This window comes from Sulfitobacter sabulilitoris (assembly GCF_005887615.1).
Taxonomy (GTDB): Bacteria; Pseudomonadota; Alphaproteobacteria; order Rhodobacterales; family Rhodobacteraceae; genus Sulfitobacter_E; species Sulfitobacter_E sabulilitoris.
Map to the genome: position 1 here is coordinate 1714611 of NZ_VANS01000001.1, position 26486 is coordinate 1741096.

General features: G+C 62.7%; 29 protein-coding genes and 2 pseudogenes. 11 read left to right on the forward strand and 20 right to left on the reverse strand.

From position 1 onward, the window contains the following. Positions 1-128 precede the first annotated feature (128 nt). Genes pyrC through FDT80_RS08240 form a run of 3 tightly spaced genes read left to right on the forward strand, consistent with a single transcriptional unit; the run spans position 129 to position 2294 of the window. Positions 129-1412 carry a dihydroorotase gene (gene pyrC / locus FDT80_RS08230; RefSeq protein ID WP_138661692.1) on the forward strand — a complete coding sequence of 428 codons (1284 nt, stop codon included), beginning with the start codon at positions 129-131 and terminating at the stop codon, positions 1410-1412. Then, positions 1412-2035, forward strand: a complete 624-nt coding sequence (plsY, locus tag FDT80_RS08235; protein WP_138661693.1) for a glycerol-3-phosphate 1-O-acyltransferase PlsY — start codon at positions 1412-1414, stop codon at positions 2033-2035. The genes pyrC and plsY overlap by 1 nt, the downstream gene beginning before the upstream one ends. A gap of 40 nt (positions 2036-2075) precedes the next feature. Next, positions 2076-2294, forward strand: coding sequence for a hypothetical protein (locus FDT80_RS08240; RefSeq protein WP_138661694.1), 219 nt, complete (start codon positions 2076-2078; stop codon positions 2292-2294). A 6-nt stretch (positions 2295-2300) separates the two neighbouring features. Here the strand turns inward: FDT80_RS08240 and FDT80_RS08245 are convergent, their stop codons facing one another. The 4 genes from FDT80_RS08245 to FDT80_RS08260 all read right to left on the reverse strand — a co-directional run bounded on the left by FDT80_RS08245 (position 2301) and on the right by FDT80_RS08260 (position 5540). Further along, the gene (locus tag FDT80_RS08245; protein ID WP_138661695.1) at positions 2301-2729 is read right to left on the reverse strand and encodes a CBS domain-containing protein; all 429 of its coding nucleotides are present in this window, start codon (positions 2727-2729) and stop codon (positions 2301-2303) included. Positions 2730-2840: 111 nt separating this feature from the next. Beyond that, positions 2841-4211 (reverse strand): glutamate--cysteine ligase, encoded by a 1371-nt coding sequence (locus tag FDT80_RS08250; protein ID WP_138661696.1) that lies wholly within the window; start codon positions 4209-4211, stop codon positions 2841-2843. Between the two features lie 67 nt (positions 4212-4278). Next, a complete protein-coding gene (locus FDT80_RS08255) occupies positions 4279-4770 on the reverse strand; it encodes a hypothetical protein (protein WP_138661836.1) in 492 nt (163 codons plus the stop codon). Positions 4771-4805: 35 nt separating this feature from the next. After that, positions 4806-5540: a 16S rRNA (uracil(1498)-N(3))-methyltransferase gene (locus tag FDT80_RS08260; RefSeq protein ID WP_138661697.1), complete on the reverse strand. Its 735-nt coding sequence runs from the start codon at positions 5538-5540 to the stop codon at positions 4806-4808. Positions 5541-5565: 25 nt separating this feature from the next. On the opposite strand from FDT80_RS08260, the gene ubiA reads away from it, so the two are divergent. The 3 genes from ubiA to FDT80_RS08275 are packed head-to-tail and all read left to right on the forward strand — an operon-like array spanning position 5566 to position 8816. Continuing rightward, positions 5566-6528 (forward strand): 4-hydroxybenzoate octaprenyltransferase, encoded by a 963-nt coding sequence (gene ubiA, locus FDT80_RS08265; RefSeq protein ID WP_138661698.1) that lies wholly within the window; start codon positions 5566-5568, stop codon positions 6526-6528. Positions 6529-6588: 60 nt separating this feature from the next. After that, entirely contained in the window at positions 6589-8493 is a 1905-nt protein-coding gene (locus FDT80_RS08270; protein ID WP_138661699.1) for an OmpA family protein, read from the forward strand. Beyond that, positions 8490-8816 carry a hypothetical protein gene (locus FDT80_RS08275; RefSeq protein ID WP_138661700.1) on the forward strand — a complete coding sequence of 109 codons (327 nt, stop codon included), beginning with the start codon at positions 8490-8492 and terminating at the stop codon, positions 8814-8816. Before FDT80_RS08270 ends, FDT80_RS08275 begins: the two co-directional genes overlap by 4 nt. Before the next feature lie 53 nt (positions 8817-8869). Here FDT80_RS08275 and FDT80_RS08280 read toward each other — a convergent pair whose 3' ends face one another. From FDT80_RS08280 to FDT80_RS08325, 11 genes and pseudogenes are all read right to left on the reverse strand, one after another. Further along, the gene (locus tag FDT80_RS08280) at positions 8870-9316 is read right to left on the reverse strand and encodes a molybdenum cofactor biosynthesis protein MoaE (protein ID WP_138661701.1); all 447 of its coding nucleotides are present in this window, start codon (positions 9314-9316) and stop codon (positions 8870-8872) included. Between the two features lie 3 nt (positions 9317-9319). Then, the gene (gene moaD / locus FDT80_RS08285) at positions 9320-9565 is read right to left on the reverse strand and encodes a molybdopterin converting factor subunit 1 (RefSeq protein ID WP_138661702.1); all 246 of its coding nucleotides are present in this window, start codon (positions 9563-9565) and stop codon (positions 9320-9322) included. Next, positions 9565-10230, reverse strand: a complete 666-nt coding sequence (gene pgsA, locus FDT80_RS08290) for a CDP-diacylglycerol--glycerol-3-phosphate 3-phosphatidyltransferase (protein ID WP_138661703.1) — start codon at positions 10228-10230, stop codon at positions 9565-9567. Before pgsA ends, moaD begins: the two co-directional genes overlap by 1 nt. A 58-nt stretch (positions 10231-10288) precedes the next feature. After that, a complete protein-coding gene (gene uvrC, locus FDT80_RS08295) occupies positions 10289-12166 on the reverse strand; it encodes an excinuclease ABC subunit UvrC (RefSeq protein WP_138661704.1) in 1878 nt (625 codons plus the stop codon). Positions 12167-12458: 292 nt separating this feature from the next. Then, positions 12459-13247: pseudogene (locus tag FDT80_RS08300) on the reverse strand (SDR family oxidoreductase); the annotation flags it as partial. Positions 13248-13268: 21 nt separating this feature from the next. Further along, positions 13269-14225, reverse strand: a complete 957-nt coding sequence (locus tag FDT80_RS08305; RefSeq protein WP_138661706.1) for a calcium/sodium antiporter — start codon at positions 14223-14225, stop codon at positions 13269-13271. A 1-nt stretch (position 14226) separates the two neighbouring features. Beyond that, positions 14227-14394 (reverse strand): hypothetical protein, encoded by a 168-nt coding sequence (locus tag FDT80_RS18860; RefSeq protein WP_170311814.1) that lies wholly within the window; start codon positions 14392-14394, stop codon positions 14227-14229. Positions 14395-14397: 3 nt separating this feature from the next. Continuing rightward, positions 14398-15195 carry a S49 family peptidase gene (locus FDT80_RS08310; RefSeq protein WP_138661707.1) on the reverse strand — a complete coding sequence of 266 codons (798 nt, stop codon included), beginning with the start codon at positions 15193-15195 and terminating at the stop codon, positions 14398-14400. A 72-nt stretch (positions 15196-15267) separates the two neighbouring features. Then, positions 15268-16029, reverse strand: coding sequence for an ABC transporter permease (locus FDT80_RS08315; RefSeq protein ID WP_138661708.1), 762 nt, complete (start codon positions 16027-16029; stop codon positions 15268-15270). Then, complete coding sequence (locus tag FDT80_RS08320) at positions 16026-16964, reverse strand: ABC transporter ATP-binding protein (RefSeq protein WP_138661709.1); 939 nt, start codon at positions 16962-16964, stop codon at positions 16026-16028. The genes FDT80_RS08315 and FDT80_RS08320 overlap by 4 nt, the downstream gene beginning before the upstream one ends. A gap of 114 nt (positions 16965-17078) precedes the next feature. Continuing rightward, positions 17079-17603: an SRPBCC family protein gene (locus tag FDT80_RS08325; RefSeq protein ID WP_138661710.1), complete on the reverse strand. Its 525-nt coding sequence runs from the start codon at positions 17601-17603 to the stop codon at positions 17079-17081. Between the two features lie 142 nt (positions 17604-17745). Here FDT80_RS08325 and FDT80_RS08330 point away from each other — a divergent pair, with 142 nt between their 5' ends. Further along, complete coding sequence (locus FDT80_RS08330) at positions 17746-18723, forward strand: DMT family transporter (RefSeq protein ID WP_138661711.1); 978 nt, start codon at positions 17746-17748, stop codon at positions 18721-18723. 6 nt (positions 18724-18729) lie between these two features. On the opposite strand, the gene FDT80_RS08335 is transcribed toward FDT80_RS08330, so the two are convergent. Then, on the reverse strand, positions 18730-19695 hold the full coding sequence (locus FDT80_RS08335; protein ID WP_138661712.1) for an NADPH:quinone oxidoreductase family protein: 966 nt from the start codon (positions 19693-19695) through the stop codon (positions 18730-18732). A gap of 207 nt (positions 19696-19902) precedes the next feature. Between FDT80_RS08335 and FDT80_RS08340 the strand changes: the two genes are divergently transcribed. After that, positions 19903-21708 carry a CHASE domain-containing protein gene (locus tag FDT80_RS08340; RefSeq protein WP_138661713.1) on the forward strand — a complete coding sequence of 602 codons (1806 nt, stop codon included), beginning with the start codon at positions 19903-19905 and terminating at the stop codon, positions 21706-21708. After that, positions 21705-22154 (forward strand): response regulator, encoded by a 450-nt coding sequence (locus FDT80_RS08345; protein WP_138661714.1) that lies wholly within the window; start codon positions 21705-21707, stop codon positions 22152-22154. The genes FDT80_RS08340 and FDT80_RS08345 overlap by 4 nt, the downstream gene beginning before the upstream one ends. Before the next feature lie 415 nt (positions 22155-22569). Here FDT80_RS08345 and FDT80_RS08350 read toward each other — a convergent pair whose 3' ends face one another. Both FDT80_RS08350 and FDT80_RS08355 read right to left on the reverse strand, forming a co-directional pair. After that, positions 22570-22824: a PNPOx family protein gene (locus FDT80_RS08350; RefSeq protein WP_170311815.1), complete on the reverse strand. Its 255-nt coding sequence runs from the start codon at positions 22822-22824 to the stop codon at positions 22570-22572. Positions 22825-23067: 243 nt separating this feature from the next. Beyond that, complete coding sequence (locus tag FDT80_RS08355) at positions 23068-23790, reverse strand: winged helix-turn-helix transcriptional regulator (RefSeq protein WP_138661716.1); 723 nt, start codon at positions 23788-23790, stop codon at positions 23068-23070. A 102-nt stretch (positions 23791-23892) separates the two neighbouring features. Here FDT80_RS08355 and mddA point away from each other — a divergent pair, with 102 nt between their 5' ends. Next, positions 23893-24678: a methanethiol S-methyltransferase gene (mddA, locus tag FDT80_RS08360; RefSeq protein ID WP_212733843.1), complete on the forward strand. Its 786-nt coding sequence runs from the start codon at positions 23893-23895 to the stop codon at positions 24676-24678. Positions 24679-24924: 246 nt separating this feature from the next. Continuing rightward, positions 24925-25065: a hypothetical protein gene (locus tag FDT80_RS18865; RefSeq protein ID WP_170311816.1), complete on the forward strand. Its 141-nt coding sequence runs from the start codon at positions 24925-24927 to the stop codon at positions 25063-25065. Positions 25066-25329: 264 nt separating this feature from the next. On the opposite strand, the gene FDT80_RS08365 is transcribed toward FDT80_RS18865, so the two are convergent. Together FDT80_RS08365 and FDT80_RS08370 are read right to left on the reverse strand one after the other, a co-directional pair. Continuing rightward, a complete protein-coding gene (locus FDT80_RS08365) occupies positions 25330-25791 on the reverse strand; it encodes a thiol-disulfide oxidoreductase DCC family protein (protein WP_138661717.1) in 462 nt (153 codons plus the stop codon). A 159-nt stretch (positions 25792-25950) separates the two neighbouring features. Then, positions 25951-26486, reverse strand: a pseudogene (locus FDT80_RS08370) (IS6 family transposase); the annotation flags it as partial.

The window sequence follows — 26486 nt, forward strand, 5'->3', positions numbered from 1 at the left end:
TCCCCTTTCCCTGACCCGGAGGTCGCCATGAAAGAGCCGAAACCCGATCCGAAAATGTCCGGGCGCATCGCGATGATCGCCCTTCTGGTGGCCTTCGGCGTGGCCGGGATGATGGTCTGGATCGCATCGTGAGCGCGACGACCTTCCTGAATGCCCGCCTGATCGACCCGGAACGCGGCACCGTCACGACCGGTGGGTTGCGGGTCGAAGACGGCGTGATCACCGCGCTGTTGCCCGCTCAGGCGCCGGCGCCGGGCGGTGACACCGTGATCGACTGCGGGCTCAGGCACCTGGCCCCCGGCATCGTCGACATCGGCGTCAAGGTCTGCGAACCGGGCGAGCGGCACAAGGAAAGCTATCGCTCGGCCGGGCTGGCGGCGGCGGCGGGGGGCGTCACCACGATGGTCACACGCCCCGACACGACGCCCGCCATCGACAGCCCCGAGACACTGGAATTCGTCACCCGCCGCGCGAACGAGGCAGCCCCCGTCAATGTCGTGCCGATGGCCGCCCTGACCAAGGGCCGCGCGGGGCGCGAGATGACGGAAATCGGGTTCCTGATGGACGCGGGTGCGGTGGCCTTCACCGATTGCGACCGGGTCGTCACCGACACCAAGGTGTTTTCGCGCGCTTTGACCTATGCCCGCAGCCTAGGCGCGCTGGTCATTGCCCATCCGCAAGAGCCGATCCTGAGCCTTGGTGCGGCTGCGACCAGCGGCAAGTTCGCGTCGCTGCGCGGTCTGCCCGCCGTATCGCCGATGGCCGAGCGGATGGGCCTCGACCGCGACATCGCCCTGATCGAGATGACGCGCGCACGCTATCACGCCGACCAGATCACCACCGCCCGCGCCCTGCCCGCACTGCAACGCGCCAAGGCCAACGGCCTTGATATCACCGCCGGCACGTCGATCCATCACCTGACGCTGAACGCGCTCGATGTCGCCGACTATCGCACCTTCTTCAAGCTCAAGCCGCCCCTGCGCGACGAGGAGGACCGCCTTGCGGTGGCGGAGGCCGTCGCCAGCGGGCTGATCGATGTGATCAGTTCCATGCACACGCCGCAGGACGAGGAAAGCAAACGACTGCCGTTCGAGGAAGCGGCCAGCGGTGCGGTGGCGCTTGAAACCTTCCTGCCCGCGGCGATGCGGCTGTATCACGCGGGGCTGATCGATCTGCCGGTTCTTTGGCGCGCCATGTCGCTGAACCCCGCCACCCGGCTTGGCCTGCCCGGCGGGCGGCTGGCGGTTGGCGCACCTGCGGATCTGGTCCTGTTCGACCCCGATGCGCCCTTCCTGATGGACCGCGCGACGCTTCGGTCGAAATCCCGGAACACGCCGTTTGACGGGGCGCGGATGCAGGGTAAGGTGCTGGCGACATACGTCGCCGGACATGCCGTTTATGAAAGAACCTGATGCCGATCATTGAAACTTCCGCCGCACTGCTGGGCCTTTGGGCCATCGTCGCCTACCTTCTGGGGTCGGTCCCCTTCGGGCTGATCCTCACCCGTGCGATGGGGCTGGGCAATCTGCGCAGCATCGGCTCCGGCAATATCGGTGCGACCAACGTGCTGCGCACCGGCAACAAGACCGCCGCCGCGCTGACGCTGCTGCTGGACGGGGTCAAGGGGGCCATCGCCGTGCTGCTGGCGCGCGCCAGCACCGGCGAGGATGCGGCACAGGTCGCGGCGCTCTTTGCGATGATCGGCCATTGCTATCCGGTCTGGCTTCGGTTCGCGGGCGGCAAGGGCGTGGCGACGTTCCTTGGCGTGATGCTGGCGCTGGCTTGGCCCGTCGGCTTGGGCTGCTGCATCGCCTGGGTCCTCGGCGCGCTGGCGTTCCGGATCTCGTCGATGGGCGCCTTGGTCGGCGCCGCGGCGTCCACCTTCCTGATCATCTTGCTCGGTTATGGGACGATGCTGCTGCTGGGGATTACGCTGACACTGCTGGTGTTCTGGCGGCACCGCGGCAATATCGCCCGGATCAAGGCGGGAACGGAACCGCGGATCGGCGAAAAGCGTGACGCACCGTCCTCCTGACAGCTTTGTCAAAGCCCTGGCCGCCCTGCCCGCGGGCACCATGACAGGGCGTGCCTGCGGTCAACGCTGGATCCTCTGCAAAACGATTTTCAATGGCGGCAGATCGATCAAGCTGGTGGCAGAAGAACTGGGCGGCCGCGACTACATCAGCTTCAATCTGTATAATCTGGACAGCGGGCCCGCGCTGTTCCCCTGCGAAATGAGCACGGGAAAGGTCGTCGCCTTTCTGACTGGTTTCCAGTTGGATCCAGATCCCTGAACCGGGTCAGACCGTCGCCCTGCGCCGCGCACCGCGAAAGAACCTCTCGATCGGGTTGATCGTATCCTTGGGAATATCCCGGAGCGACACGACACCCACAATCCTGCCACCTTCGCAGACGGGCAAATGGCGGAAACGCCCCTTGATCATCACCTCCAACGCCTCGGCAGGCCGGGCATCGGCGGGCAACCACTGCGGGTTCGGGGTCATCACCTGCTTGACCGTGGTGTCCTCGGGCAGGCGGTTGACGATCACGCAGCGGCGTATCACGTCGCGTTCACTCAGGATCCCGACCAGTTGCTTGCCCTCCACCACCGGAAGCGCACCGATGTTGGCGGCGCTCATCGCGGTACAGGCCGACCGGATGCTTTCTTGCTGTTCGGTGACATGGACAGGCCCGTTTCCGATCAGATCCTGAAGTGTTTTCGCTCTCATGGTGATCCATCCCGATGGCTGTGCGTTGCCTGCAAGCCTAGACCGGATCACCTTAAGACTTGGTGAAGGGGCGCAATGATCCTCGGGGGGGGCGATCCGCTCCCGGCACCGTCAATAGCTGTATTCGGCGTAGATCCGCGTCAGGTCGCCGCCCCATTCCCCATGGTACTTTTCCAAGAGCTCGTCCGCCGGAACCCTGCCGGTTTCGATGCTTTCGTGCAGAGTGTTGAGGAAATGCGTCTCGTCGGGGATCAGACCGCCCGCGCCGGGCCGTGCCCGCGCCTTCAGCCCCGCATGGCTCAGCGCCACGGCCTCGCGGGCGATGTCGTGCATCCTGATCCCGTTCACCTCGGCCTGCAGCGCATCGACCGATGCGGCCACACGCAGCGCATCGCGGGTCTCCGCGTCCCAGTCCTTGACCATGTCCCACGCCGCGTCGAGCGAGGATTGATCGTACATCAGACCGACCCAGAAGGCCGGCAAGGCACACAGCCTGCGCCACGGCCCACCGTCGGCGCCGCGCATTTCCATGTATTTCTTGATCCGCGCCTCGGGGAACGCCGTCGTCAGGTGGTCCGCCCAATCGCTCAGCGTCGGTTTCTCGCCCGGCAGCGCGGGTAATTCGCCCTTGAGGAAATCGCGGAACGACATGCCCAGCGCGTCGAGGTACTTGCCGTCGCGATAGACGAAATACATCGGCACATCGAGCGCGTACTGCACCCACCGCTCGAACCCGAAGCCGTCTTCGAAGACGAAGGGCAACATGCCGGTGCGCGACGAATCGAGATCGCGCCAGACGCGGCTGCGCCAGGACTTGTGACCGTTCGGCTTGCCCTCGAAAAATGGTGAATTCGCAAACAGCGCGGTCGCCACCGGCTGCAGCGCCAGCGCCACGCGCAGTTTCTTGACCATGTCCGCCTCGGATCCGAAATCGAGGTTGACCTGCACCGTGCAGGTCCGGCGCATCATCACGCGCCCCATGGTGCCCACGCGGGTCATGTATTCGTTCATCAGCTTGTAGCGGCCCTTGGGCATCAGATCCATGTCATCATGGGTCCAGATCGGGGCCGCGCCCAGCCCGATGAAGCCCGCGCCGATACGGTCGGCCACGTCCTTGACCTCGCGCAGGTGCGTGTTCACCTCGTCGCAGGTCTCGTGAATGCTCTGCAAGGGACCGCCCGAAAGCTCAAGCTGACCGCCCGGTTCGAGGCTGATGTTCGCATCGCCCTTTTCCAGCCCGATCAGCTTGCCGCCCTCTTCCACCGGGCTCCAGGCATGGGCGTCGCGCAGGCCCTCGAGCATGGCGCGGATCGACCGGTCGCCTTCGTAGGGCAGCGGCTTGAGCGTGTCCTTGCAATAGCCGAACTTCTCGTGCTCGGTGCCGATGCGCCAGTCGGACTTGGGCTTGCAGCCATCGGCCAGGTACTCTGCCAGTTGTTCGTGCCGCTCGATCGGGCCGCCGCCGTTTTGGGGAATGGACATGTGGGGTGGCTCCGGTGCTTGGGACTACGATCTGTTGCGGCAGGGATGCGGTGATTTGCCCGGTGTGTCAATGCAGAGGCAAATGTGCGGGACGTAACGGTTCGCGTTCCCAGATCACCACCGACACACCGCGCCGGGCCTGCAATTCGCCCAGCATGCGCTCGGTTCGAAACCCCGGCAGCGTGGCAAAGGCATCGAACAGCGCGTCCGTCCCTTCGGCATTCACCGGGATCAGCAGGGGCGGCTGTCCGGGTTGATCCAGGCGCCAGTGCGGCGGATAGACGGTGCGATCGAGTGTCAGGCGATCCAATTCGCGCAGGGCCACCGCGCCACCGTTGAGCGGCCCGAAATAGGTCACTTGCCCCTCGTCCACCTGCACCGCACCCGTGCCGCCGCCATCGCCGCGAAAGCGCCCCCGTTGCACGCCGATCCAGATCAGCGCGCCGCCCGCGACCAGAAGCGCAGCCCCCGGAATGGCCAGCAGGCCGCTGGGACCGACAGTCCACCAAAGCCCCACAAGCACTGCCGCGCCGCCCACCAGGGCCTCGCGCCAGCGCATCACGGCCCGCACGGCCTCGGGCCGGAAAAAGCCACTCACGCCCAGTCTCCGAACCGCTGCTGCCACAGGGTCATCGCCGCCACCGCCGCGGTATCTGCCCGCAATATCCGTGGGCCAAGCTGCACCGGGTGGGTGTGGTCGGGCTTGTGCAGACGCGCGCGCTCGCGGTCGGAAAACCCGCCTTCGGGGCCGATCAGGATGGCCCAGGGCGCGCCATCGTGGCCCGCCGCGCCAAAGGCGGGTTTGGGCGGCGCATCCGCCAGCGCCTCGTCGCAGAACATCACCTGCCGGGCGGTATCCCAGCCATCGATCAGACGGTCCAGCCGGATCAGATCGTCCACCTGCGGCACGAACGTGCCCCCGCATTGCTCTGCCGCCTCGACGGCGTGGGCCTGCAGGCGGTCGCGCTGGATCCGGCCCGCGTTGGTGAATTCGGTCTGCACCGGCAGAATGCGCCGCGCGCCCATCTCGGCGGCCTTTTCAACGATGAAATCGGTTCGCGCCTTCTTGATCGGCGCGAACACCAGCCACAGGTCGGGCGGCATCTGCAAGGCGCGGCTTTGCTCCACCAACACCAGTGTCCCGCCGCGTTTGCCCGCCTCGGCCACCGTGGCCAGCCATTCGCCATCGCGCCCGTTGAACAGCGCGACCGCGTCGCCCACCCCCTGCCGCATGACGCCAAAGAGGTAATGCGCCTGATCGCGGGACAAAGGAACAGATTGCCCCGGCCCCAGTGGGTGCTCTACATACAGTCTGATTTTCGCAGTCATCTTCTGATCCATAAGGCAGGTACATATGCAAGGCGACACGCCAACACCAGATGGTCAGGTCGCGGACGCGGTCAAGGACAACTGGGTCGACCGCTGGGCCCCGGCCGCGGCGCGCCCCTATCTGCGGCTCAGCCGGGCGGACCGGCCCATCGGCACCTGGCTGTTGCTGCTGCCGTGCTGGTGGGGATTGGCCCTGTCGATGCTGCACGACCAGCAGGCAGGCTGGTTCGATGCGTGGATCGCCATTGGCTGCGCCATCGGGGCGTGGCTGATGCGCGGGGCGGGATGCACGTGGAACGACATCACCGACCGCGACATCGACGGCAGGGTCGAACGCACCCGATCGCGTCCGATTCCGTCGGGACAGGTCAGCGTCGCCGGTGCGCTGGTCTGGATGTGTGCGCAGGCGCTGCTGGCGCTGTGCATTCTCCTGACCTTCAACCTTGCCGCCATCGGCCTTGGCGTTCTGGCGCTGCTGCCGGTCGCGGTCTATCCCTTTGCCAAGCGTTTCACCTGGTGGCCGCAGGTGTTTCTGGGTCTTGCGTTCAACTGGGGCGCGCTTCTGGCGTGGACCGCGCATGGCGGACAGCTGGGGGCGCCGGCCGTGGTTCTGTATCTTGCCGGCATCGCCTGGACGTTGTTCTACGACACCATCTATGCCCACCAGGACACCGAAGATGACGCGCTGATCGGCGTGAAATCCACCGCGCGGCTATTTGGCGACAAGACCGCGCAATGGCTGCGCCGGTTCCTGATGGCGACCGTCGGGCTGATGGGGATCGCGGTGATCTACGCCGCCCTGCCGCAGGCGTCGGTGCTGGCGATGGTGCTGGCCCTGGGCGGGCCCTGGGCGATGGGCTGGCACATGGCGTGGCAACTGCGCGGACTGGACACCCAGGACAACGCCAAGTTGTTGCAGCTGTTTCGCGCCAACCGCGACACCGGCATGATCCCGCTTGTGTTTTTCGTGGCGGCCCTGCTGGTGTGATTGAAACCCCGCGCGCTGCGGCGTATCAACTGACCCAAGTCAGACAACACATACGGTGACATGCGCCTTTCCTCCATCTTCATCACAGGGTTGACCTTTGCCGCGGCCGCCGCGATTTCGCTTGTTGCCGCAAATTTTTCCGTCGAATTGATCGAGGATTCGTCAGAGATCGGCGTGCGCGATGCGCTCGACGCGCGCGGCCTGACATGGGCCGAAGTGGAAGCCGACGGGCTTCAGGTCACGCTGGCCGGGCTTGCCCAGAGCGAAGCGGTCCGGTTTCAGGCGCTGACCGCCGCCGGAACCATCGTGGATGCGGCGCGCGTGATCGACGAGATCGAAGTGGAGGCGCAGGCCGCCATAGCGCCCCCCCGGTTTTCCGCCGAAGTGCTGCGCAACGACGCCGGTCTTTCGGTGATCGGCCTGATCCCCGTCAGCACCGACCGCGAGGCGATGGTCGACCGCTTCATTCGGGTCAGCGGTCAGGACCGTGTGACCGACCTGTTGGAGGTCGCGGACTATCCTGCCCCGCCGGGATGGGAGGACGCGCTTGGCTTTGCGCTGACCGCGCTGGACGACCTTCCGCGGGCCAAGGTGTCGATCAGCGCGGGCCGGGTCGAGATCACCGCGATCACCGACAGCGCCAAGGACAAGGCGGAAATGGAACGCGCGCTGAGCCGCGCGGCCCCGCCGGCGGTGTTGCTTACGCTGAACATCGCGGCGCCGCGCCCCGTCATCACGCCCTTCACGCTGCGCTTTGTCATCGACGACGGCGGGCCCCATTTCGACGCCTGTTCGGCAGATACCGAGCACAGCCGCGACGCCATCCTGAAGGCAGCCGCCGCCGCGGGCATGACCGATGTCGGTCGGTGCACGGTGGGCATGGGCGTGCCCAGCCCGACGTGGTCGGAGGCGGTGACGCAATCCATCGCCGCACTGGCCAGGCTGGGCGCGGGGTCGGTCACGTTTTCCGATGCCGACATCACACTGATTGCCGCCGAAGGCACAGCGCAGGACACGTTCGACACGGTGGTGGGCGAGCTTGAAAACAGCCTGCCGGATGTATTTGCGCTTTTCTCCAAACTGCCCGAAACCGTCGATCCCGACGTCGGCCCGCCCGAGTTCATCGCGACCCTGAGCCCCGAGGGCCAGGTGCAGTTGCGCGGCCGGGTGCCGGACGAGGCGTTTCGAAATCTTGCCGACAGCTTTGCCAAGGCGCGGTTCGGGTCCGACCGTGTCTATGTCGCGGCGCGCGTGGTGCCGGACCTGCCCGCCGATTGGGCCGCGCGGGTTCTGACCGGACTGGAGGCCCTCTCCGAGCTGAGCAACGGCGCCGTCCGCATCCAGCCCGACAGCCTTTCGGTGACGGGCAACACCGGCAATTCCGATGCCCGCGCGGTGATCGCAAGCCTGCTTGCCGCCAAGCTGGGCGAAGCCGAAAAATTCGAGATCGACGTGACCTACCGCGAAAAGCTGGACCCGGTCGCGGGCCTGCCCACGCCCGAGGAATGCGAGGCCGAAATCGGCGCGATCGTCGCTGCGGGCAAGATCAATTTCGAGCCCGGCAGCGCCACCATCGACGCCTCGGCGCTGGCCACGATGGACGACATCGCCGAGGTGATCAAATCCTGCGGCGATCTGAGGCTGGAAATCCAGGGCCACACCGATAGCCAGGGCCGCGAGGAAATGAACCTGTCGCTGAGCCAGAGCCGCGCGCAATCGGTCCTGAACGAATTGCGGGCGCGCCGGGTGCTGACCTCGTCGTTCACCGCCAAGGGCTACGGCGAGGCGCAGCCGGTTGCCGACAACGACACCGAAGAGGGCCGCGAGGCCAACCGCCGCATCGAATTTCGTCTGATTCAACCCGAACCAAGCGTGCCCGAGGGCGATTCAGCGCTGGAATCCATCGCTGAAAACAGCGATATACTGCCCAACGAGACGACGAGCGAAGAAGGGCCCGGGCAATGAGCAGGACGGAATTTGTTGTTGCCACAGCGATCATTCTTTTCGTGGCATTCTGCCTGGGATGGTTTTCCAACTGGCTGGTGCACCGGTTTTCGCGCGTCGCCGCCAACGATGTGGCAGAACTGGACCGGATGAGCCAGGAATTGCACGAGGCGGAAGAGACCCGCGATCAGGCGATCACCTACCTTCAGCAGCGCGAGGCCGAACTGACCAACCAGTTGGCACAGACCGAGGCCGAATTGCGCGCGGCGATGGACGGACTGCGCGATGCGCGTCACGAGGCCGAGGAAATGCGCGCCCATATCGACCGTCAGCAGGCCGGCTGACCGCGCGCGCGCCACCGCACAATGCGGGCCACCCCTGCCGACGTGACCGGCCCTTACGCCCAGCGGTCCAGCGCGTCCTCGTCTTCGGCTTTCGACGCCACCCAATCGGCGCCCTTGGCTGTCATCTCGCGCTTCCAGAACGGCGCACGCGATTTCAGGTAGTCCATCAGGAATTCCGCCGCCTCGAAGGCATCGCGGCGGTGCGGTGCGGCGGTCGCCACCATCATGATCATCTCGCCCGGTGTCAGGCGGCCGTGCCGGTGAATGACCAGCACATCGCCCAGCGACCAGCGGTCCAGCGCGGTCGCGGCGATGTCGTGCAGGGCGCTTTCGGTCATGCCGGGATAGTGCTCTATCTCCATCGCCTCGAGCGGATCGCCGGGCAGGTCGCGCACGACGCCGGTGAAGGTGACGATCGCCCCCATGTCACGGTGGCCCGCCGCAAAGGCAGTGCTTTCGGCGCCAAGGTCGAACGGCTCTGACTGGACAGAGATGCGCATGGTCTATCCCCCCGTCATCGGCGGGAAAAAGGCCACCTCGCGCACACCGGCCAATGGCGCGTCGAAATCGGCAAGCTGCTGATCGACGGCCACGCGCAGCGCCGACAGATCGGAAAACGCCATGGCATAACGGTCCTCGCGGGCGCTCAGTTCGGCGACCAACTCGGCCACCGTCGCGGCTTGGGTGTCGACCGTGTCGCGCGGATGACCGATGCGTTCCCGCACCCATGCGAAATACAGCACATCCATCAATGATCCTCCTTCAGATGCGGCGTTGCCTTGAGCATGTAATCGACGCCCGTGATCATCGTCAGCAATGCCGCGATCCACAAAAGCCAGAGCCCGACATGCCCTGCCCCCTTCATCGCCACGGCCTTCCAGCGCAGACCGTGCAGGTCTTCGGTGGTGCCGTCCAGGATGCTTGCGATCATCGCCTCGTCCATGCCCCAGGCCGACACGATCAGGTAATGTTCGAACACGCCTTGCGAAAACAGCACCGCGATGGCGACCATCTGCAGGGTGGTCTTCCATTTGGCCAGATAGGTCACCTTGAGCGTGCCCGCCGTGTCACCCAGGAATTCGCGCAGGCCAGACACGAACACCTCGCGAAAGAGGATCATCGTGGCGGGCAGCACCAGCCAGGGCGACCAGCTCGAGAATCCGATGATCACCATCAGCGCGATCACCACCATCGCCTTGTCGGCGATCGGGTCCAGCATGGCGCCCAGCTTGGTTTCCTGTTTCCAGGTCCGGGCAAGGTAGCCGTCGAACCAATCCGTGATCGCGGCGGACACGAACAGGATCAGCGCGAACCAGTCCGCATAGGGCCGGGTGAAATACAGGAACATGATGGCGACCGCAGGCGCCGCGACCAACCGCAAGGCGGTCAGGATATTGGGTAAAGTCCAATTCATACCAACACATTATACTCTGCGAAGTCGGGGCGAAAGCACCAACCGCACACGCAGGCGATCAGCCGCGATCATGAAAGAAATCATAGATCTTTTCGGCCAGCGCGTCAGAGACGCCCTCGACCGCCTTGAGATCGCTCAGATTGGCGCGGCTGACGGCCTTTGCCGATCCGAAATGCGCCAAGAGCGACCGCTTGCGCGCGGCCCCCACGCCCGGCACATCATCGAGCGGAGTGGCGCCGACCGCCTTGGCCCGCTTGGCGCGGTGCGTGCCGATGGCAAAGCGGTGCGCCTCGTCGCGCATGCGCTGCACGAAATACAGCACCGGGTCATTGTGGCGCAACGCAAAGGCCCGTTTGCCGGTGCGATAGAATTCCTCCTTGCCCGCGTCACGATCGATGCCCTTGGCCACGCCGACCATCGGGATGTCATCCACCCCGTGCTGCGCCATTATCTCGCGCACGGCACTGACCTGCCCTGCGCCGCCATCGATCAGCAAAAGGTCCGGCCACAATCCCCTGTCGCGATCCGGATCCTCCTTGATCAGGCGCTTGAAACGGCGGGTCAGCACCTCTTTCATCATTCCGAAATCATCGCCGGGGGTCAGGTCGTCGCCCCGGATGTTGAACTTGCGGTACTGGTTTTTCAGGAAACCGTCGGGGCCCGCCACAATCATGGCGCCCACCGCGAACGCCCCCTGAATATGCGAGTTGTCGTAAACCTCGATCCTCTGTGGCGGGCCCGGCAATTCGAACGCGTCTGCCAGTCCCTGCAACAGCTTGGTCTGCGTGGCGCTTTCCGCCATTTTGCGCGCCAGCGATTCCCGGGCGTTGCGCAGCGCGCCCTCGATCAATTCGGCCTTTTCGCCGCGCCGGGGCACAAGCAATTCCACCTTGCGGCCCAGCTTGCCGCTCAAGGCTTCGGCCATCAGGTCGGGATTTTCGATCTCGTTGCTGAGGATCAGTTGCCGGGGCGGTTCGCGGGTGTCGTAGAACTGTCCGATGAACGCCTCCAGCGCCTCGGCGGGGTCCACATCGGCCCCGACACGCGGGTAATAGTCGCGGTTGCCCCAATTCTGGCCCGAGCGGATGAAGAACACCTGCACGCAGGCCTGGCCGCTGTCCATATGCAGCGCGATGATATCCGCCTCGCTGACGCCCTTGGGGTTGATGCCCTGCGCCGTCTGTACCTGCGTCAGCGCACGAATCCGATCCCTCAGCGCGGCGGCACGCTCGAATTCCATCGCTTCGGATGCGGCCTCCATCTCCCCGGCCAGCCTGACCTGGATATCCGTCGATTTCCCGGACAGGAATTTTTCCGCGTCGCGCACGGTCTGACGGTAATCCTCCGCGCCGATCTTGCCCACGCAGGGCCCCGAGCAGCGCTTGATCTGATATTGCAGACAGGGCCGCGTGCGGCTTTCGAACATCGCGTTGGAACAGTCACGCAGCAAGAACACCCGTTGCAATTGGTTCAGCGTTCGGTTCACCGCGCCGGCGCTGGCGAACGGGCCGTAATACTGGCCCTTTTCCTTTTTCGCGCCGCGATGCTTCTTGATCTGCGGATAGGCGTGATCGGCCGTCACGAGGATATTGGGAAAGCTCTTGTCGTCGCGCAGCAGGACGTTGAATTTTGGCTTGAGTTGCTTGATCAGGTTCTGCTCGAGCAGCAGCGCCTCCGTTTCGGTGCGGGTGGTCAGAAACATCATCGACGCGGTCATCGAGATCATCCGCGCGATCCGACCCGAATGGCCAGTCGGCCGTGCATAGCTGCCAACCCGCGCGCGCAGGTTCCGCGCCTTGCCGACGTACAGCACGCGCGCCTGACCATCCAGCATCCGGTACACCCCCGGCGAGCTGTCCAGCGTCTTGAGATACCCCTGGATGACATCGTGGCCCGTGGGCACATCCTTGGGGGGAGTGTCAGTCGGTTCTGTCATCTTGATGCGGTTCTGATTCTCTGGTTTGGCTGCACTGTAGCGCGCGCATAGACAAGACATAAGAAGTCCACGGTTGCTGTGGATAACTCTTTGGGTAACTTCATGGCAGCCAATAATTTTCCTTGTTTCATGGGTGTTTCTTGAGATTGCCTATTTTTTGGGCACAGTTTCAACGCGTTGATATCAAATGATATTTTCTTTTCGCATTGGCAAGGCCCTGAAAACAATAGGGTTTTGGTAACGCTTTTGTAACACCCGTAAAGACGGTGCAGAACTTTCGTCCGCAACCCGTCTATTCCACGCCCTGAACATCCGGCGTTTCCCAACCGAGGTGCTGCCCGCCGTCCACGCACAGCAACTGCCCGGTGATCGCGGGCGCATCGAGGAAATAGCCCAGCGCGGCGGTGATGTCGGCCGGATTGGCCCCCCGTCGCAGCACGGTCGCATCGCGTTGCGCGGCGAAATGCGCATCCGTCTGGCGCGCGCCCTGCAGGGTCGGCCCGGGGCCGATGGCATTCACCCTGATCGCGGGGGCCAGCGCGCGTGCCGTCGTCTGGGTCATCGCCCAAAGGCCCATCTTGGCAATCGTGTAGGTCATGAACTCCGGCGTGAGTTTGCGCACGCGCTGGTCCACCATGTTGACGATCAGGCCGCTGGCGTGCGGCTCCCCTCGGGCATCGACCTCGGGCTTCAACCCTTGAGCGGCCATTGCCTGGGTCAGCACGAAGGGCGCGCGCAGGTTGCTGCCAATGTGACGATCCCAACTGTCCCGCGTGGCGGTGGCCACGGTATCGTATTCAAAGATCGACGCATTGTTGATCAGGCAGGTGATCGGACCACCCAATGCCTGTGCCGCGGCAGGCAGCAGGCGTTCCGCCTCTGCGTCCTCCAGCAGGTCGGCCTGGACCAGGACGGCGTTGCGGCCCATCGACTGGATCTCGTCCACCACGCTTTGCGCGGCGTCGCGCGAGGTGGCGTAGTGCACCGCCAAATCGTGCCCGCGCCCGGCGAGGTACAGCGCCATGGCGCGGCCCAAGCGGTGGCCGGCTCCTGTCACAAGGCTGCGGGTCATGGCAACGGTCGTCCTTTCGTTGTGCGCGGTTCAGCTGAGTACAATCGCCAGATAGCCCAGATACAACGCGGTCAAGGCAACGCCCCAGCGGCGCGTCAGGTCGCGCCCCATGAACACGAACGGCGCCAGCAGAACCGAGGCCCCCAGCATGACCCACAGATCGAACCGCAGAAACTCGGGATCGACCGGCATCGGCCCGACGAAGCTGGCGATCCCGATGATGGCCAGAAGATTGAACATGTTCGAGCCGATGACATTGCCCAGCGCCACGTCGGCCTGGCGCCGAAGCGCGGCCATCACGGTGGTCGCCAGTTCCGGCAACGATGTGCCGACCGCCACAAGCGTAAGACCGATGACGGTATCGGTGATGCCGTAGGTCTTGGCGATGATGGTGGCATTCGTCACCAACAGGTCCGCGCCCAGCGGCAGGCCGATAAGCCCAAGCACGAGATACACCGAAATCCGCCACCATGGCATGTTCGGGTCCGCGCCTTCGACGTCTTCCAGGTCGTTGTCGCCGTTGCGGCAGGCCTCGCGGTGGTTTTGCGCGTCGCGAAACGCGATCCCCAGCATCAGGGTCAAGGCGGTCAGCAGCACCGCGCCGGCGATCCAGTCGAAGGTGCCGCGGAACGCCAGCGCGATGAACAGCACCGAGGCCGCGATCATCTGCAGGTAGGTCTTGCGCGTGTTGCATTCCGATGTGCGCATCGTCGCCAGCAACGCCGGGATACCCAGCACCAGAAGGATGTTCGCCGTATTCGACCCCACCACGTTGCCAAGCGCGATCCCCGGCGCGTTGTCGAGAACCGCGTTGATCGAGATCAGCAATTCCGGCGCGGACGTCCCGAAAGCCACGATCGTCAGGCTGACGATCAGCGCGGGCACGCCCAGCCGCAGGCTCAGGTTGACCGCCCCCTTGACCAGTGCGTCCCCCGCCAGAAGCAGGATCACGAGCCCCAGGCCACACAAAAGCCACGGCGTCAGCATGTCACGCGCTCCCCTTGCCGCATGAACACGGACCACGCCCGATGCGGTAGCGACCGCAGCCGCGGCATTTGGCCTGGCTCAGGCGTTTGCCCCCGAGCCAATGCATCTTGCCGAACATGGCCAGCACACCGATGACCACCAGAAACAGGGAGACGATCTTGAAAATCATGCGCTACAGGCCAAACTGCGCATAGGCCGCGCGCTCTTCGATGCCCTGCACCGCATCCTCGACGACCTGCGCGCCAAAGCGTTGCAGGAAGGGGCGCCGCACCGCGTAGCGGCGGAACTTGACCTTGTCGCCGAACCGCTCCTGCATCATCGGCTTCACATGGCCCAACCCGTCGATCAGCCCAAGTTCGGCAGCGCGCCGCGCAAGCCAGACCTCGCCGGTGAACAGGTCTTCGCCGTCTGCCAGCTTGGCACCGCGGCGAGCCTTGACGTGATCGATGAAGTTGGTGTGGATGTCGCCCAGCAGCCCCTTGAGGCGTTTGACGTCGGCGGGCTGTTCGGGGCGGAACGGATCCAGCATGGATTTGGATTTGCCCGCCGTGTAGACGCGCCGCTCCAGGCCTTGTTTCGCCAGGAATTCATGCGCGCCGAACGACGCCGAAATAACGCCAATGGACCCGAGGATCGAACTTTCGTCGGCATAGATTTCATCCGCCGCCGCCGCCAGCCAGTACCCGCCGGATGCCGCCACGTCTTCGATGAAGGCAAGGACAGGCACGTTCTTTTCGCCCGCCAGCCGTCGGATCCGGGCGCCGATCAGCGAGGATTGCACCGGCGATCCGCCGGGCGAGTTGATCTCGAGCACCACCGCATCGGGTTTGCCGCGCGCGAAGGCTTTTTCAAGGACCGGCGCCAGCGTCGCGTCATTGAGCGTGCCGCGCCCGGAGGCACCGATAATTCCCGCAAGGCGCACGACGGCCACCGTGGGGGATGATTTCACAAAGGGGATCCAGCGTTTCATGTCGCTCCATGTAATCGGATAGCTGCGGCAAACAAGGCGCGTGCGCGCCCAGTCCCCGAGGTCACGTGGCGTTTAATCGCGGATACGCCACCCGGTCCTGAAAATCCACCAGATCGCAGCAAGGCAGATCCCGGTGAAGGCGGCGATGGCCAGCAGGCTGATGCCGATCGGCACATCGGCCGTGCCGAAGAACGACCAGCGAAAGCCCGAGATCAGGTAGACGACCGGATTGAACTTGGAAATGACCTGCCACACCGGCGGCAGCATCGAGATCGAGTAGAACGAGCCGCCCAGGAACACCAGCGGCGTCACGATGAGCAGGGGCACCAGCTGCAACTGTTCGAAATTGCCGGCCCAGATGCCGATGATGAAACCGAACAGCGCAAAGCTGAGACAGGTGAGGATCAGGAAGGCGATCATCGCCAGCGGGTGCTGGATGTCGATATCGACAAAGAAGAACGCGGTGATCAGGATGATGACCCCGATGAACATCGCCTTGGTCGCGGCCGCGCCGACATAGCCCATGACGATCTCGAGAAAGCTGATCGGCGCCGACAACAGCTCGTAAATCGTGCCGATGAATTTCGGAAAGTAGATGCCGAATGACGCGTTGGAAATCGCCTGTGTCATCACCGACAACATGATCAGTCCCGGCACGATGAACGCGCCGTAGCTGACGCCTTCGACCTGATCGATGCGGCTGCCGATCGCCGCGCCGAACACCACGAAATACAGCGACGTGGACAGCACCGGTGAAATCAGGCTTTGCATGATCGTGCGGAAAAATCTTGCCATTTCAAAAACGTATATGGCACGGATCGCGGTCCAGTTCATGCTGCGGCCTCCTTGTCTTCATGCACGAGGTCGACAAAGATATCCTCGAGACTGCTTTGCCGGGTCACGACGTCGCGCAGGGTAAGACCTTCGTTCGCCACCTGCGCCAACAGCTTGGTGATGCCCGTCCGCTCACCGCGCGTGTCGTAGGTGTAGATCAGCTCGGCACCGTCTTCGGACAGGGTCACGTGTTCCGATTTCAATGAAGCGGGCAACGCATCTATGGGTTCGGTCAGCTGCACGTGCAATTGTTTCTTGCCCATGCGCGCCATAAGCTTGGCCTTGTCCTCCACCAGCAGCAATTCACCCTTGGCGATCACGCCGATGCGGTCCGCGATGGCTTCGGCCTCTTCGATATAATGCGTCGTCAGGACAATGGTCACGCCGTCGGATTTCAGCCCGGCGACGATGTCCCACATATCCTTGCGCAATTCCACGTCGACCCCCGCCGTGGGTTCGTCGAGAAACAGAACGCGCGGCTCGTGCGCCAACGCCTTGGCGATCAGTACACGGCGTTTCATTCCACCCGACAATTCGCGGATCTGGCTGTCTTTCTTGTCCCACAGGGACAGTTGCCGCAGGATTTGCTCCAGCTTTTCGTCCTTTGACGACTTTCCGAACAGCCCGCGTGAAAACCGCACCGTGTTGATGACCTTCTCGAACGGCTCGAGCGCGATTTCCTGCGGCACCAGCCCGATCATCGACCGGGCTTCGCGATATTCGGTCTGGATGTCGTGACCGCCGACCGTCACGCTGCCCGCCGTGGCCGTGGTGATGCCGCACACGGTCGAAATCAGCGTGGTCTTGCCCGCGCCATTGGGCCCCAGAAGCGCTATGATCTCGCCCTCTTCGATCTCGAGGCTGACCCCCTTGAGCGCCTCGAACCCGCCGTCATAGGATTTGCGCAGGTTGGATATCTTCAGAATGGGGGGCATGCCTGTCTCCGGTTTGGTCTTGAGGCGCAACCTAGGGCGCGGACAGGACCTTGAACAGAGCAGAAGCGCACATCCCCGCCGCACAGCGCGCAGGGACCGGCACGCAGGCTGCGATCAGGATTTGCCGGTCAGACGCTTCAGCCAGCTTTTCTTGTCCGTCTCGGGCGCGTCGTCGGCAGGGGCGTCCGCGGACTGCGCCGGCCCTTCCAACGTTTCCTGCAGATTGGAAAAGAACTGATCGGCCATCTTCTTGGCGAAGCCGTCGATGATGCGGCTGCCCAGCTGCGCCAGCTTGCCGCCGACCTTGGCCTCCACGTCGTAGCTCAGTTCGGTCCCGCCGTCCTTTTCCGCCATGCGCACCTGCGCGCCGCCCTTGGCAAAGCCCGCCGCCCCGCCCTTGCCTTCTCCGCTGATCGTCATGGACTGGTCCGGCACCATGTCGGTCAGCGTCACCTGCCCCTTGAAGGTGGCCTTCACCGGGCCGACCTTTTGCACCACTGTCGCCTCGAAACCGTCGTCGGGGTTGCCCGTCACATCCTGCGCGCCGGGCACACAGGCCTCGAGCACTTCCGGCGTGAGCAAGGCCGCGTAGACCTGTGCGGGGGTCGCTGCGATCTGGCGGGTGTCGGACATCTTCATGGCGCGAGGCCTCCTTGGGGGTTGGTCTTGCTTCGTCATAGCGCACCGCGCACCACCCCGCCAACCGATTTGCGCCACATGCGCCCTTTGATACGGCGTTATCGGTGCTGGACAGGGCCGCCGGGGCTGATAGGTCTGGCGCATGACACCTGTACCTCTCAACCGTGCGGGGCTGGCCATTGCCTTTGTTCTGGCGGGGGTCTTTGCCATATCGATCAACGATATGCTGGTGAAACAGCTGTCGGGCGGCTACCCGCTGCACGAAATCGTCCTTGCCCGCTCGGCCATCGGGATCGCGTTTTCCCTGATCATCGTGCAGTTCGAAGGCGGCCTGGGCATTCTCAAGACCCGCCGCCCGGCACTGCACCTGTTGCGCGGATTGCTGGTGGTCGTGGCCAACATGACGTTTTTCCTCGCGCTCGCCGCGATCCCGCTGGCGGATGCCACGGCCCTGTTCTTTGCGGCGCCGCTGTTCATCACGCTCCTGTCGATTCCGATCCTGGGCGAAAAGGTCGGGCCGGTGCGGATGACGGCGGTCATGGTGGGGTTCGCCGGCGTCGTCATCATGCAACGCCCCTGGGCGGATGCCGGCCAGCTGGAGGCCAGCCGCCTCGTGTTGCTGCTGCCCGTCGTGGCCGCGTTGACCTATGCGCTGAACCAGTTGATGACCCGCAAACTGGGAGTGGACACCAAGGCGTCGGCGCTTTCGATTTATATCCAGGGCACCTTTATCGTCGTGTCGCTGTTGTTTTTCGCCATCGCGGGCGACGGCCGCTTCGTGACCGACGCCAGCAGCCCGTCGATGCAGTTCCTGTTGCGGGCGTGGGTCTGGCCCACACGCACGGACACATGGGTCCTGCTTGGCATGGGGGCCAATGCCGCCGTCATCGGCTACTGCCTGAGCCAGGCGTACCGCATGGCGGACGCGGCCACCGTTGCGCCCTTCGAATACATCGGCCTTCCGCTGGCCGTGTTCTGGGGCTGGATCATCTTTTCCGACCTGCCCGTGTGGGAGGTCTGGGTCGGCATCGCGTTGATCCTCGCCTCCGGCGTGTTCGTGTTCCTGCGCGAGCGGCAAAAGGCCCGCGGGATCACGCGCGGACCCTTGCAGCGGCGCTGACCTTGCCTAGCCGTCGATCGTGACGACGACCTTGCCGGTCGCCTTGCGCGTCCGCAAAAGCTCGAGCGCTTCGTTCGCCTGCTCCAGCGGCAGCACGTTGCTGACATGCGGTTTGATCTTGCCATCGACATACCACGCGATGAGCTGTTTGAAGCTGTCGGTCAGCACCGCCGGGTTCACCCGCGTATATCCGCCCCAGTAGTAGCCGATGACGGTCAGGTTCTTGACCAGCAGGATGTTGGCGGGAATCTGCGGGACCGTGCCCGAGGCAAAGCCCAGCGGCAGGATGCGCGCCTCGGGGTTGCAGGCACGCAGGGCCGCCATGAATTGGTCCCCGCCGATCGGATCATAGACCACATCGGCCCCGCCAAGCGCCTTGACCTGCGTGCGGATGTCGTCGGAATCGGAATTTATCAGGTGGTCGGCCCCGGCGGCCTGCGCGACCTCGAGCTTGTCCGCGCCGCGCGCCACCGCGATCACCTCTGCGCCCATCAGCTTGCCCAACTCGACCGCGGTCAGCCCCACACCGCCCGACGCGCCCAGAACCAGCAGCCGTTCGCCGGGGCGCAGGTGCGCCTTGTAATCAAGCGCCACGTGACTGGTGCCATAGGCGATCAGGAACGCCGCCGCGTCGATATCGGTCATCGCATCGGGAATCGCCACGCAGATATCGGCCGCCATCACGGCATAATCGGCCAATCCGTGGACACCGGTATAGGCCGCGATCCGCTGGCCGACCGACAGCGACGTCACCCCCTCGCCCAGCGCCGTGACCGTGCCGCACAATTCCATCCCGAGGGTAAAGGGCAAGGACGGTTTTTCCTGATAGGTGCCCTTGATCAACAACAAATCCCCAAAATTCAGCCCGCAACTGTGCACTTTGACCTGAACTTCGCCGGGTCCCGGATCCGGAACGGGGATGTCGTTCAGGCGAAGCGGTTGATCGTATTGGGTGACTTGCATGGCGCGCATGGGTAAATCCTTTGACGGGTCGGTGGTGCGCGCGAAAAGGCCAGACTGCGCCACAAATGGCAAGGCCCGTGGCCGGACGCAGCCGCCATGCCCGCACATTTTGACGCCGGACAAGGTGCGCCTATTAACGCTTGGTTCAGACCTGATGGCCTATAGCTGACGCGGAATGAAAACGCGGCTCCACAGCACTCAGGCGGTTTGACGATCATGCAAGAGTCCGAACTCAAAGATCTCGCGACAGAACGCTCGGCAATCGCCCGTATGGGGTCGCTGCACCGGATGCACTGGATCGTGGTGGGCCTGTCGCTCTTGCTGACTTTCGGCGCATGGTACATCACGCGTGAACAAATCAATTCCCGCGTCGCGGACCGGTTCGACCGAAACGCCGCGCAGGTCCTGGAATTGGTGTCCGAACGGTTGCAGAAATACGAGGACGCCCTGTGGGGCGGGGTGGCCGCGATCCAGGCCGCGGGCGGTGATATCAGCTATGATAAATGGCGGACCTACGCGGACACGCTGAATATCGAGACGAAATACCCCGGCATCAACGGGATCGGCGTGATCCATCATGTCCAGCGCACCGAGATTGACAATTTCCTCGCCCGGCAACGTCTGGTCCGTCCCGAATTTCGCATCCATCCCGATCAACCGGGCGACGACCTCTTTCCCATCACCTACATCGAACCCTCCGCCCTGAACGCGGCGGCTGTCGGGCTGGACATTGCGCATGAGGCCAACCGGCTGCGCGCGGCACGGCGGGCGGGCGACATCGGCGCGGCGCAGATCACGGCGCCCATCGTCCTGGTGCAGGATGCCGAACGGACGCCGGGCTTCCTGTTCTACGCGCCCTTCTACACCGAAAACGTGTCATCGACACTGGCACAAAGGCGCGACAATTTTGGCGGGCTGGTCTATGCCCCGTTCATTTTCCACAAACTGGTCGAAGGGGTATTGGGCCGCGACAGCCGCCTGGTCCGGTTCTCGATCCACGACAACGACGACGTCCTGTTCGACGAAGGCGACACCATGCCGGAGGGTTTCGTTCCGCAATTCACCAAGACGCGGACGTTGCACCTTTATGGCCGCGTCTGGACCTTCAAGATCTGGGATGCGCCGCAGTTCCAGGCCCTGACCGGCAGCAGCGAACCGATGATGATCCTGATTGGCGGGCTGTTCATCGACACCATGCTGCTGATCCTGTTCGTCACCCTCGCGCGGTCCAACCGTCGCGCGCTCGCCTTTGCCGACCGCATGTCGCAAGAGCTTACCCGGCAGATGCACTCGCTGGCCCAGTCGAACAAGGAACTGGAACAATTCGCCTATGTCACCTCCCATGATCTCAAGACGCCCTTGCGTGGGATCGGGTATCTTCTTGATTACCTCGGAGAAGAGCTTGAGCCGTTTGTCAGCGGGCCGGAGGACACACAGGAAATCGAAGATAACCTGACGCGGCTGCACGGGCAGGTTCGGCGGATGGAAAACCTGATCGCGGGAATCCTCGAATATTCGAGCATCCAGAACACCAACAACAAGCTGTCCGTGGTCGATACGCATACTCTCGTGCGGGAGATTTGTTACACTCTCGATCTGCGTCAGGATCAGTTCGTGTTCGATGGGCACTTTCCTGAATTCACCACCGACTCCATTCGACTGGAACAGGTTCTGACAAACCTGATCTCGAACGCGCGGAAATACAACGATAACCCCGATACCGCCGTGATCCGCATCAACGTCCGCGACATGGGCGAACGGCTGCGGTTTACGGTGGCTGACAACGGTCCGGGCATCGAGCCGCGGTTTCACGCCCGCATCTTCGAGATTTTCCAGACACTGCAACCCAAGGATGAAGTGGAAAGCACCGGGATCGGTCTGTCGATCGTCAAGAAAGCCGTTGAACTTTATGGCGGCACGATCGAGCTGAAATCCGAACCCGGTGCCGGAACGGAAATCAGTTTTGACTGGCCGTGGCGCATAGATATCGAAAACGGACCGGAACAGAAAAGGGCGGCATGAGCGTGTCACGCAGTAAGCAAATCCAGTTTCTGATCGTTGAAGACAGCGACCTCGATGCCGAACGTGTTTTACGCACGTTCAAGAGGTTGAAGATCCCGAACAAGACCCATCGCGCAAAAGACGGGATTGACGCGCTGGATCTTCTGCGCGGCGCACAGGGCGAGATATTGCCGAATGCCCCGCTCATCGTATTGCTCGACATCAACATGCCCCGCATGAACGGGCTTGAATTTCTGCGCGAAGTGCGCAGCGATCAGGCGCTCCGCGACATTCCGGTGTTCGTCTTCACCACCTCCGAACGACCCGATGACGTCGACACGTCTCATCAGCTGAATGTCTGCGGCTATATCGTCAAACCTCTTCATTCCGCCGAGATGACGCATGCGTTCGAAACGCTGAGCCGCTTTTGGGCGCTATGCAAGTACCCGCGCGCGGCAGCCTGGTAGCTTGTGCCACAGGCGGTCACGTCCTGCCCGGACAGCGCCGTAGTGGCATCACCATGCCTTTTGGCCGACCATGCCGATCGGCAGATCGCCGCGGTTTCACGCCACAAGGCCAATTTCGATATAACTCCAGTGCGGGTGCGAAAGTTCGGCCCTGGCCGAGCCGCAGGATGCCTGCGCTCAATTGAGGCGCGCGCCTTCATCCGCCGTGTGGTCTTTCTGCACGTCATGGACGTGTTTGCTCATTGTCGATCCTCACGATCACTCACTCTGCCGGCGTTGGCGCTGACTTGCGTTCCGGCCAATGATCCGGGTGCCACAAAGGCGACCGAATAAGCGATTTCGAGCAGTTCATGAAGGTTTCCTCGCGATCAACGACGAGGGCCAACCATGGCTCCCTTCGCTTGTTGATGGCATATTATTTGTTGATTGCCGCATCCGGCAGGATGCGCGCCTTGCCGGCAACGCGCAATGTATCACCATGACCTGGCACGACGAACAAGAGCGCCGTGTCGGGGGCTTCGATCAAGATGTGAAAGCCCTCGACGCGAAGATTGCCGAGCCGATCCGGAATGATCGGCGTCTTGTCGCCACAGACCTCGACGACCCCGGAGGGCCCCCATTTCGGAGAGATGTCGATCAGGCCTTCGGATGCCTTTGTCGCGATGATCACGAATGGCCTATGTTCAATGAATTTCCACGCGACATCGTTCCGCCGGTCACTCACCTAGAGAAAGGTCTTCACAAAACTCTTGTCGGCAGGAGCTCTCTTTCTGGCCTACGACGGTCTTGATCTGTTGATCGGCTTCGAGCACGGCAGCCTCAGCAAGGGGATAGGTCAAGCCCCAGGGCAAGTGCGCCCATTCTCCTAACCGCTATTTCTATCGGTCAAGGTAAATGGCGTATCGGCAGTTGGTCAGCCACCCCCCGAACCTGTCCCGGTTTTCGACGCAGGTCGCACGCCGACCAATGGCGATTGTGCCATCCAGTCCTGCGCGGCATTGATCAGGTGCCGAGGCCCGTCAAGAAAGACGGTCTTTGCCTCGATCGCGTCCCGAACCGTCACATCCCCCAGCCAAAGCGATATCAGATCTGGAAGCGGTGCGGTAAGGTAGACATCGACTTGGTGGCCCGGATCATCGGGGCAGAGGTCGACGGCATCGCCGTTCGCCATCACCCACCATGTATTAAGATCGGTGCGGTCGGAGATTTGCACGAGGATCACGGTTTCCCCGTCGGGCAAGCCTTGGGTGTTCAACGTGCGGTGAAAATCCCACATGAACCCGCCGACATCGCAGTCCTGTGCCGCGATACTGCGCTTGCGCCACCGCATCCCCCAGATTGCCATATTTTCGACAATCGGCCCCAGTTCCCGGCCAGAGCGCGTCAACTTGTACTCGGTAGCCTGCCCGGACTGCGCCGCCCTTCGGATGATGATCTCGGCGGCTTCCAGCGTTTTTAACCGCTTGCTCAGGATAGACGGGGACATCCGTGGGATCGCTTTTTGAAACCGGCCGAAACGCGTGGTTCCCAGAAACATCTCGCGCAGCAACAAAAGGGTCCACTTGTCCCCCAAGATATCTGCAGAGGCCATGGCCGGGCACAAGCTGCCCGAAGTGTTCTTTGTTCTGATGTCCATCGGCAGAGCATACTTCGTGCGAAGGCGCCCTGACTACTTCGGATTGTGTAGTGGTTTGATACGGATTGCGAAGTATCCTGCCTCTCTACATGCGCACACCCTATGGCAGAGCCCGGCATCACGGGCGATTTCACGCGAATGGGGCATGCCATGGGCCGCTCAATCATCTTTGTCTACGGCATTGCCGCCTACGTCATCTTTCTGGCTACATTCCTCTATTCAATTGGTTTTGTTGGAAATATTCTGGTCCCGAAATCCATCGATTCCGGCGTGCAAGGCCCTGTGGGTGTATCCGTCGCGATCAATCTGGCGCTGCTGTCCATCTTTGCGCTTCAGCATAGCGTCATGGCGCGCCCGGCCTTCAAACGTGTCTGGACCAAGATCATTCCCAAGGCCGCCGAACGCAGCACCTACATCTGGATGACATGTGCAGCGCTGATCCTGATCTTCGTCTTTTGGCAACCGCTTCCGACACCGATATGGAGCGCCGCCGGTACATTCGCGGGCACGGCCTTGTCGGCGCTGTTCTGGGTCGGCTGGCTGGTCGTTCTGGCCTCGACATTCATGATTGATCATTTTGATCTGTTCGGCCTGAAACAGATCTACGCAAACCTGAGAACCCGCGTGGCAACACAACCGGAGTTCATGAAGACCGGTCTGTACCGACTGGTGCGCCATCCTATCATGACCGGTTTTCTGATCGCATTTTGGGCCACGCCCATCATGACAGTGGGGCATCTTTTGTTTGCGGTGGTGACGACGGGCTACATCGTCATCGCGGTTCGACATCTTGAGGAAACAGATCTTATTGCCGAGATCGGCGACGACTACTTGGCATACCGGCGCGACGTGCCCGCATTTGTTCCAGGCTTTCGGTGGGGTCGATGAGATGACGCTGGGCCCCAAACGTCTCAGCCACATCCAACCTTGCGCAGAGACAGGGCCGCTTGACTCGCCAGCACTTCAAATGCGGCATGCGCGAATACTTCGCGTCGAATGTGACGCGATGCTGCCTCGTCCCATGTCGGCCCTCCAAAGACCAAGGCAAAAATTCATTGACTCGGGGGGCAATAAAAACCTGCGGTCCCTTTAGCGACCGAAGGGTCGATCTAATGAACAGGGCAGAATCTGAAAATGACTGGAAAACTGATACTCACAACGACTGCGCTGGCGCTGCGCGCCCATCTGGGGCGCAAGATCGTCTATCGCGGCGCTGACCTGAATGCCTGGGTCAAGGAAGGCTGCGTCGGGCCTTCGGTAAGCGGGCGATCATGAAAGGTGCTCTTCACCACGTATCGCAGAGCGTGCATTCATATTCCCACCTCCTCTCTATCGGTCGGCCTGCATCGGCCTCGGTGGACAGAGAGGTCCAGTGTTTGGGCGCGCCTCAGTCGGAGACGCAGTGAAGCCAGCCCGGCGGCTGACCAAGACCCGTGCCGATGCGTTCATATCGACAATGTTCCAAGACCGGTCAATCGCAAAGGACGGTTAAGGGCCGATACCGTCCCTTTGAAAGCGTTGCGTGGATCGCCCGTCTGCTCAGGTCATCAGTCTTCGACGCAGGTTATCGTCGGGCGTGGCGCACATGTCGGCCTTGCCGAAGCGATACCGATTGTGCGCGATCCGGCGATATATCCATTCGCGAAGGCCTCGCGGGAGAACACGCAGAAGTGTGGCGAGCCTTGCTACACCGCCCAACCGCTCGCCGATCCGGATGATCGCTTCCATGCCGGACCATGCTTGCCCATCTTCGATAAAGAGCCAAGTCTCCGGGTCCATCGGGTCCAGTCCGTAGTGACGCACGAGAGCATCGCCAGTTTTCGACTGAGCGGGGCAGATGCGGAAGGTCCCGGCGTTATCAAGTTTCGCAATTGTGCGCGCCCCCCAGGAGCAAAGAGCGCAGTCACCGTCCATGACCGCTATTTGACCACTGTCGTCGAAGTCAGGAACGGCTGGATCCTCCCGATACGAGTAGGCTGTTCTCTCAAGAAGTGCTGCCATTCTAATCTCCACAGGTCTTTGGACCCAGCATGCGTGGTTTCGTGATAAACAACAACACAGGGCGAGTACGGGCGGCAAATGGCAGCTTGGTGATATCAGCTGTGATGGTGGTATCAGACGAATTCGAACCCGTCTCGGTTTGCCGCGGAATACGTGAACTTATCCGGAGCAAAGCTGCCGCCACTCGGACAGAGCAGCGACGCGGTAGAGCTTGAAATTGCCTTTGCTGTAGAGTGAACGCTCTAGGTTGAAATGGGTGCGGACCGAGGCATGAACGGCGGCGAATTTCTGTAAACATCACATGCTCCGGAACCGCTGCATGGCCCGCTCTCGGCGTCGAAACGGCAGGTGTGAATTCTCCGCCCATTGTTGCGCCAGCGCCCCGTTTCCTGACGATTGTCGTTCGCGATGACTTTCATAGCGGCGCCATGGGATCGAAGTTTATCCGTCACGATCAACGGCCCGCCAAAGCTAGTGCTGCGCGCCGTTGATCTTCACGAAAACCTCGTCGAGATGCCATCGCCAGTTCGAGCAATACCGCATCTTCTGGATACGTTTGCGGCAGATTTCAGCGGCAAACATCGGGCCAAATCCATTCCACCAATAGCGCACGGTTTCATGGTCGATGTCGATGCCGCGTTCGTGCAATAGGTCCTCGACGTTGCGAAGCGAAAGTGGAAATCGCACACACATCA